The sequence below is a fragment of the Microbacterium sp. BR1 genome (genome assembly GCF_002812725.1).
Taxonomy (GTDB): Bacteria; Actinomycetota; Actinomycetes; order Actinomycetales; family Microbacteriaceae; genus Microbacterium.
Genome location: NZ_NMUN01000008.1, coordinates 303,688 through 310,890, shown reverse-complemented (window position 1 = coordinate 310,890; position 7,203 = coordinate 303,688). Strand labels below are relative to the sequence as shown.

Below are 7,203 nucleotides of genomic sequence, written 5' to 3'. Positions count from 1 at the left end.
GCGGGCGCTGTGCCGGGCGCCGCCGAGCCGCCGCTCTGCGCCGCTCCCCCGCCGCGCGCCGGGGGAGTCCCCGCACCCCCGACGGGAGCCCCTTCCGTCGGCGCCGCTGGTCGCGGCGCCGGCGCCGGAGACTCACTCGACCCCCGCTGCGGCAGCGTCTGCGGCAGGTGCGGGATCGGGATCGGCCGGTTCACCGCCTGCTTTGCCTCCTGCTCCGTGGCTGTAGCCGTATACAGGTCAAAGCCGACGAAGGCGACCAACTTGTAGACCAGGTAGGGGGCGAACCCCGCAATGAGCATCAACACGATTCCCGAGACGGGTTCGGCCAGAGAGGCGAGATCGAGATCGATCGGGGCGCCCATCTGCCCGACCGCGACGAGGAAGACGACCGTCATGACCAGCTTGGAGAAGATCAGCGCGACGACGAACAGCGCCCATTTGGACACCCATCCGCGGGTGAACTCCCACGCGCCGCCCGCCAGCGCCAGCGGCGCCAGGACGATCGCAACCAGCAGCAGGCTCTTGCGGATCAGCAGCGAGAACCACACGATCCCTGCCGCTGCGATCGCCATGGCAGCCAGGAAGATCGTCACGATGATCGCCGCCCCGGGGGCGGGGATGCTGAGGGTGCCAAGCCCTGCCAACAGCAAAGCGATTCGCCCGCCCATCTCCTCGATGGTGTGGCCGCTGGCCTGGATGATCCCGATGCTGAGCTGGTCGACGATCTCCAGCAGCGTCGCCGTTACCGTTAGGACGAGGAAGCTGCCCAGCACGGACTTCGCCAAACCCAGCGCGGCGCGTGCCAGCGCGCCCGGTTCTCGTCGCACCAGCCCCGTGATGAGCTGGAAGAGGAAGAAGATGATCATCACCAGCACGGCGATACCGAACAGGATGTTGTAGATGCGGACATAGTGCGGTGCGGTGACGTCAACCAGAGTCGTCGTGTCGAACAGCGTCCAGACGGCCTCGAACATCCAGGCCGCCGCGGCGCCGGTGGCGGCGGCCACCCACGCGAACGTGCCCTCGATGACCGACCCGCCCACGGCTCCCGCCGCCGCTGTCGCCGCATCGCAGACGGCAGAGATGACGGGGGCATCACAGACAGACATCCGGCAGGTCCTCCGTCCACGCTCAGATCGCCTGGCCGACGTTCCAGGCGAACGTGACGAACGTCACCGAGGCGCCCGTCACCAGCGCGGCAATGCAGGCGACGAGCACGCCGGTCTTGCCCCGCGAGGCGAGGTGCGGATTCGAGCTGAACGAGCCGAGCCCCCACACGATCGCCGCGCAGATCAGCGCCAGCACCGACAGCACGAGCCCGATCGTCATAACCGCCCCGACGATCGTCCGCAGCTGAGCGATGCCCGGCAGGCCGCTGTCATTCGGGGTGACACCGATATCGGCAGGCACAGCCAGCAGGATCGGCAGGAGGAGATCAGGCAACACCATGCTCCCTCAGAGACGTCATGAAGGAACGCGAACGCGTCCCACCAGCCCAGTGGGAACGCCCATCCCTATCCGACGTGCGCCGAACGCAGGAGGAGGCACCCCGATTCGAGGCGTCCGCTGCATTGCGAGGCCTGGCGCACGCGACCCGCGACATCCTGCAGCCCGGCGAGACCTACGCCGTGACCGGGGATCTGCTGGGGCGGGTAGGGTCGCTGCAGCAGGTGCTTGATCAGCTCGTCGCAATCCACGCCCGCTTCCGCGCCACCGCTCATGACGACACGGGCGATCATCTCGCCGGGGCGCAGGCGGCGCTCGCCACCGCCGACGAGCTGCGACGGGCGGGAATCCTGCTGGGCGAGGTGCAATCCCGGCTGGATTCCGCATCTCAGCACTCTGTCCGCATCGCCTGGCACGAAGTCCCCGCAGATCCGACGCCTCCACCGGCGCGGCGCCTGGTCAGAGTGGTGTTCCTCGATGGCGGGAAGGCTGAGGAGGTCCTGGACCTGATCAGCCACGCGGGCACGGATGCAGCCATTGAAGAGTTTGCAGGGTATGACCGTGGCGCGCAGACCACCGAGGCGGCCTCGCTGAGGGGCACATCTACCGACGCGCCGCGTCGCGGACAACTCGAACGCTCCGCGACGAACGGCGCTTACACACTGACCTACAACCCCTTCCGTAGCCATGTCTCGCTCCTGCGCGAGCAGGACGACCCCGCCGGCCGCTCCCTGGCCGAGAGTGGCGCGCCCGAGGAACCGCAGCAGGGACCTGCGCGTGCCAAGAGTGGACTGAGATCCCGCCCCGGCAGGCAAGAGGTCGTGGGCATGGACCCGTTCACCGATCCGCTGCGCACACCGTTCGGGCCAGGGCGGGGGATGTCGTTCTGACCGTAGCGGGAGGCCAGCTGCGCACCAGAATGTCGGTCGGCGCGGATGGTGAACGGCCGGCACCGTCCCGGGCAGGCAGGAGCTGCGCCCGCCCAGCATCGCGCAGGCGCCCCCCTTTGTCGCGAGTCAGGGACGCGCCGCGATTGCCTGCGCAGTAACGCCGCGCAGGACACGATCGGACTCGACGACCGCGATCTCCACGACATCGCGCGATGGCGCGTCGCTTGCGAGCCACTCCGCGAGGAACGTCGCAGGAATCAGCAACGGCATGCGGTCGTGCACGCTCAAGAGCATGTCCGGTGCGGGACGCATCACGATGGAGTAGCAGGTGAACGCTGTGCCGTCTGCAGTGCGCCCCGGCTGCGTCACGGCGGCCATGGCGAGCAGCTCAAGGTCCGCGCCCTCGAATTGAAACCATTGCCGGCTTGGCTTCTGCATCTCGAACCAGGTGGTCGCCGGCACGACCGCACGCGCGGGAAGCGGTGCCGTTCGCTCCATGAGCCGCTCGGAGCGGGTGTTGATGGAGGGGAAATTCGCCGGCTGCCCCTTGACGAGGTATCCCCACCAGGCCAGTTCGACGGCGCGGTAGCCGTCGCGCTCCTGCACGATCGGATTCACGTTGCGCAGGTTCTTCCCGGTGGGAAGCAGCGTCTGCCCGCCATTGTGAACGGCCCAGGATCGCAGATTGTCGAGGAGCTCCACATCGCCGGCAAGGATGTCGTCGGCGTCCTTGAAGCGCGGGTCAAGCCCGTAGCTGGCGCACATGGTCCTAACCGTAGTTGCAGCCCGCCCACACCGCCGCAGCCGTCGACTGCTTCGCCGCTGTCCTCTTGTCGCGCGCTGCCGGAAGACTGTGCCGAGTTCATCCAACACACCGACAGAGGCATTTCTCATTGTATTTCATCCACCATTGCAATGGACATTTGTGCTGTCCTTTTCCCTGGTCGGGAGTAGGATCGGCACATGAGCACCACGACAGACTCGGACCAGCGGCCAGGCCTCCGCGCGTACGAAGACTCGATTCGGCTGCCGTTCGACCAGCTAGTGGCTCAGTTGCGCGAGATCCTCGGTGTGCGCCTGGTCGCGTACATCGGCGGCGTGAAGGCGGCGCGGTCGGTGTCGGCGTGGGCGGAGGGGCGTGGTGAGCCTAGCGAGCAGGACCGTGACCGGCTGCGCAGCGCGTATCACGCGGCCGCGTTGCTACGGGAGCGATTCGACGTGGTCACCGTGCAGTCGTGGTTCAAGGGAATGAACCCGATGCTGCGCGATGACGCCCCCGCGACGGTGCTGCGCGAGGGTGACGCGCTGGACGGCGCCCGCCGAGTGCTTGCCGCTGCGAAGCGGTTCGCCGTTCTCGGATGACCGCGCCGACACTGCAGATCACGCACGACCCAGGCATAGTGTGGCGTGTCGGATACGAACCCGATCCGTGGGAGTGGACCCCGTGGCGGTACGCCACCGCCCACGGTCTGTTCGACGGGCGCTGGGATGATCCGCGCGGGGAGTTCCGAAGCCTCTACACGACCGACAGCTTGCTGGGATGCTTTCTCGAGCTGCTCGCCCACTTCCGACCCCACGATGTGCTTCTGAGCGAGCTCGACGACATCGAAGATGACGGCACCATCTCCGCCTTCCCCGAGGCCGCGCCCGGCGAGGTCGGCTACGAGTGGCTCACCGGGCGAATCTACGGCTCCGCCCATCAGCGCGGCCGGTACTGCTTCATCACCCACTCACGCACTATTGCGACTCTCGCGCCGCAGTTCCCGTTCCCGGTCTACGGCATCGCGCCAGACCAGGTCGACGCCGCTCTGCTGAAGGACGCGAGTGCACGCGTCCTCACCCAGGCGATCGCTCGATGGATGTACGACCTGCCGGGAGAGGACCGCCGGGACCTCGTGGACGGCGTCGAGTTCCGCTCCCGGCACGGTGACGACATCCGCGTGTGGGCTGTCTTCGAACGTGCCGACGACGACGTCCACACCAGCCACCTGACATCCTTCAGCGACACCGAGCGTGTGGCGGCCGACACGCCCGATCTGCTCGACGCCTTCAGTCGACTCGGCCTGCGCTGGCACGATGTCTGACGCGACCTCGCCGCCTGCCCGTTTGGGTCTGCCGCACGGATAGGTGACGGGTTATAGTCACGCCGCGAGGGCGACGTCGGTGTTCATGATTGCTTCGTACTCGACCGGGGTCAAGCCGTGGAGCCGCTTCTGTCGGCGGCGTCGGTGGTAGGTGCGTTCGATCCAGGTGACGATGGCGATGCGGAGCTCGTCGCGGGTGGCCCAGGAGCGTCGGTTGAGGACGTTCTTCTGCAGCAGGCTGAAGAACGATTCCATCGCCGCGTTATCGCCCGCCGCGCCGACTCGGCCCATTGATCCGACCATCCCGTGATGGTGCAGAGCGCGGACCATCTTCCTCGCGCGAAACTGGGATCCTCTGTCCGTGTGGACCACGCAGCCGGCGACGTTTCCGCGCCGCGCGACGGCACTGTTGACAGCGTCGACCGCGAGACGAGCCTTCATCCGGTCGCTGATCGAGTACCCCACGATCCGGTTGCTGAACACGTCTTTGATGGCGCAGAGGTAGAGCTTGCCTTCACCGGTCTTGTGCTCTGTAATGTCGCTGAGCCAGAGCTGGTTCGGCGCGTCGGCGGTGAACTCCCGGCGCACGAGATCATCGTGGACCGGCGGGCCAGGACGCCGACTCTTCCCACGGCGACGCTTCCCGAACGCGGACCACCAACCGTTGTCACGGCAGATCCGCCATGCCGTCCGTTCCGCCATGACCTCGCCCGCGTCGCGGGCCTCGTCGAGGAGGAACCGGTAGCCGAACTCAGGGTCGTCGCGGTGCGCGCCGAACAACGCGTTTGCACGATACGCCGCAACGAGTTCAGCATCGGTGATGGGGGTTGCCAGCCATCGGTAGTACGGCTGGCGAGCGAGCTTGAGCACCCGGCACGTCACCGCGACGGGAATCCCGTCGACGGCGAGCTCGGTCACGAGCGGGTAGAGCCTTTTCCCGGCAGGTTCGCCTGCGACAAATACGCCGCCGCCCGCCGCAGCACCTCGACCTCTTGCTCCAGCAGCCGGATCCGCTTCCGCGCCTCCCGCAGCTCCGCACCCTCGGACCGGGTCACGCCCGGCTTTGTGCCCTCTTCGACCGCGGCACGCCGCAACCACTTCGTGAGGGTCATCGGGTGAACCCCGAAGTCAGTCGCGATCTGCTCGATCGTCACTCCGGGCTCGCGGCCCCGAGCGACGCGCACGACATCGTCACGGAACTCCGAGGGATAGGGCTTGGGCACGATGACATCCTTCCAGGGCACCCTCCCGGGCAACCCAACTCAGATGTCACCTACCGGTGCGGCAGACCCTTTGGCTGGCAGCGGGCAGGAGCTTGTTGCCGGCTCATCCTGAGACCATCGACATGCGGCCGTCAGAAGGAAGCGCCCACCGAGATCAGATAGCTCACCCAGGCGTTCATCGCGCCGGCCAGAGCCGCCGCACCCACGCTGACCAGCACACCGGTGCGTGCTCGCATCATGCCTCGAACGTTCCCTGCCGAGTGGGTCAGCCCCCACCCTGCTGCGCAGATGACCAGCATCAGGCAGGACAGCACCAGAACGATGGTCAGGAGTGCGCCGGCTACATCCAGCAGCGCCTCCCGTCCGGCGAGAGCCCCGAGGTCGGGGTAGACGTCCAGCGGGCGCGGCACGGCGGCGGTCACCAACCGCACCGCGCGGTGCTCGATGATGCCCCCGAGTGTGCTGCCGCACCGTGCGCGGCCAGCCACGTGAGGGGATCGACAGTGCCCGCGGTCCAGCCATCGGGATGGATTTCCAGGTGCAGGTGTGCGCCCTTGGCGCGTCCCTCCGCACCGACATCGGCGATGTGGTCCCCGGCGCGGACGCGGTCTCCTGCCCGCACATGGATGCCCCAGTCCCACATGTGCAGGTAAGCGCTGGCTACCCGTTCGCCTGCCACGGTGTGCTCGATGACGATGATGTTGTTCCATCCCGCCAGGTATCCCGCGTGGATGACGAGCCCATCGGCGATGGCGACGATCGGCGTCCCCTCTGCTGCGCCCATGTCCGTGCCGTAGTGAAACCGTCGTTCGCCCGTGAACGGGTCGATTCGCAGCCCGTATGGGCTGCTGTCGTTGTAGCTCCCCTCGGCCAGGGGCATCACCACCCGGGCGGTCTCGGGAATGTCCGCGCGGGGATCAGCTGAGCTGGAAGCCGGCCGCGCGGTCCATTCCAGGGCCCGGTCGGTGACCGTCGTGACGTAGGAGCGCACTCCCGCGCTGACGTCCGGCCACCATCGCAGCGCCCCCGGCCCGGCGTTGTGGGCGAGCGCAAGCGCCTCCAGCTCGGTGAGCTGGGTCGCCGCAGGCCACTCCGGGTTCGCTTCTCGGAGCCGCCGCACCTGAGCAAGAAGACCGCACAGGTACCGCGCTCCGACCTCGGCGTGGATCATCGGTTCCCGCACGTCCCAGATTCCGTTGCCGTTGCGGTCCGCGCTCCACGGCGCCCCGTACGTCGCCGTCCACACACCGTTGTTGATCTGGAACAGTCCCCATGTGCCGCCGTTGACGTCGTCCGCGTAAGCGTTCGGGTCGAAGCTCGACTCCTGGGCCATCACCGCGGCGAACCATGCCTCGGGGATGTCGCTGCACGTCGTGGCCGCCAGATGCACCCAGCGGCGGGCCTGCTCCGGAACCGGGGCGTCCGGGGAGAGTGCACCGGGTCCGGGACCCGGTGCGCAGCCGGCCAGGGACAGCGCGATGGCGGTGGCGATTCCCGTCACCGCGACCCCGGGCAGCACCAGCAGCGCGACGAGCAGGAGCCCAAGGATCTTCTTCATAG

At 67.7% G+C, this 7,203-nt stretch carries 9 protein-coding genes; 3 read left to right on the top strand and 6 right to left on the bottom strand.

All coding sequences use genetic code 11. The features are described from left to right. Positions 1 to 1,109, bottom strand: a 1,109-nt coding sequence (locus CGU35_RS14195) for a conjugal transfer protein TrbL (RefSeq protein WP_100812161.1), incomplete at its 3' end; no start/stop codon positions are given. Positions 1,110 to 1,131: 22 nt separating this feature from the next. Beyond that, positions 1,132 to 1,449 (bottom strand): DUF6112 family protein, encoded by a 318-nt coding sequence (locus tag CGU35_RS14190; RefSeq protein WP_219811476.1) that lies wholly within the window; start codon positions 1,447 to 1,449, stop codon positions 1,132 to 1,134. Positions 1,450 to 1,466: 17 nt separating this feature from the next. Here CGU35_RS14190 and CGU35_RS14185 point away from each other — a divergent pair, with 17 nt between their 5' ends. Continuing rightward, a complete protein-coding gene (locus CGU35_RS14185; protein WP_100812160.1) occupies positions 1,467 to 2,336 on the top strand; it encodes a hypothetical protein in 870 nt (289 codons plus the stop codon). 126 nt (positions 2,337 to 2,462) lie between these two features. Here the strand turns inward: CGU35_RS14185 and CGU35_RS14180 are convergent, their stop codons facing one another. Continuing rightward, a complete protein-coding gene (locus tag CGU35_RS14180) occupies positions 2,463 to 3,101 on the bottom strand; it encodes an SOS response-associated peptidase family protein (RefSeq protein ID WP_100812159.1) in 639 nt (212 codons plus the stop codon). A 198-nt stretch (positions 3,102 to 3,299) separates the two neighbouring features. Here CGU35_RS14180 and CGU35_RS14175 point away from each other — a divergent pair, with 198 nt between their 5' ends. Together CGU35_RS14175 and CGU35_RS14170 are read left to right on the top strand one after the other, a co-directional pair. Next, the gene (locus CGU35_RS14175; RefSeq protein ID WP_198519601.1) at positions 3,300 to 3,698 is read left to right on the top strand and encodes a hypothetical protein; all 399 of its coding nucleotides are present in this window, start codon (positions 3,300 to 3,302) and stop codon (positions 3,696 to 3,698) included. Continuing rightward, positions 3,695 to 4,420 carry a hypothetical protein gene (locus CGU35_RS14170; RefSeq protein ID WP_100812158.1) on the top strand — a complete coding sequence of 242 codons (726 nt, stop codon included), beginning with the start codon at positions 3,695 to 3,697 and terminating at the stop codon, positions 4,418 to 4,420. Before CGU35_RS14175 ends, CGU35_RS14170 begins: the two co-directional genes overlap by 4 nt. A 57-nt stretch (positions 4,421 to 4,477) precedes the next feature. Here CGU35_RS14170 and CGU35_RS14165 read toward each other — a convergent pair. The 3 genes from CGU35_RS14165 to CGU35_RS14155 form a co-directional block, all read right to left on the bottom strand. Then, a protein-coding gene (locus CGU35_RS14165; protein ID WP_100812122.1) for an IS3 family transposase occupies positions 4,478 to 5,643 on the bottom strand; the annotation gives its coding sequence in 2 pieces (ribosomal slippage) (positions 4,478 to 5,356 and positions 5,359 to 5,643; 1,164 coding nt in all). A gap of 131 nt (positions 5,644 to 5,774) precedes the next feature. Then, positions 5,775 to 6,074: a DUF6112 family protein gene (locus CGU35_RS14160; RefSeq protein ID WP_232711322.1), complete on the bottom strand. Its 300-nt coding sequence runs from the start codon at positions 6,072 to 6,074 to the stop codon at positions 5,775 to 5,777. Beyond that, positions 6,062 to 7,201 carry a M23 family metallopeptidase gene (locus CGU35_RS14155; RefSeq protein WP_181003453.1) on the bottom strand — a complete coding sequence of 380 codons (1,140 nt, stop codon included), beginning with the start codon at positions 7,199 to 7,201 and terminating at the stop codon, positions 6,062 to 6,064. The genes CGU35_RS14160 and CGU35_RS14155 overlap by 13 nt, the downstream gene beginning before the upstream one ends. Positions 7,202 to 7,203 lie beyond the last annotated feature (2 nt).

Bases quoted from the DNA above. Each gene is read 5' to 3' on its own strand.
- CGU35_RS14190 (WP_219811476.1), bottom strand. From the start codon at position 1,449: ATGGTGTTGCCTGATCTCCTCCTGCCGATCCTGCTGGCTGTGCCTGCC.
- CGU35_RS14185 (WP_100812160.1), top strand. From the start codon at position 1,467: ATGAAGGAACGCGAACGCGTCCCACCAGCCCAGTGGGAACGCCCATCC.
- CGU35_RS14180 (WP_100812159.1), bottom strand. From the start codon at position 3,101: ATGTGCGCCAGCTACGGGCTTGACCCGCGCTTCAAGGACGCCGACGAC.
- CGU35_RS14175 (WP_198519601.1), top strand. From the start codon at position 3,300: ATGAGCACCACGACAGACTCGGACCAGCGGCCAGGCCTCCGCGCGTAC.
- CGU35_RS14170 (WP_100812158.1), top strand. From the start codon at position 3,695: ATGACCGCGCCGACACTGCAGATCACGCACGACCCAGGCATAGTGTGG.
- CGU35_RS14155 (WP_181003453.1), bottom strand. From the start codon at position 7,201: ATGAAGAAGATCCTTGGGCTCCTGCTCGTCGCGCTGCTGGTGCTGCCC.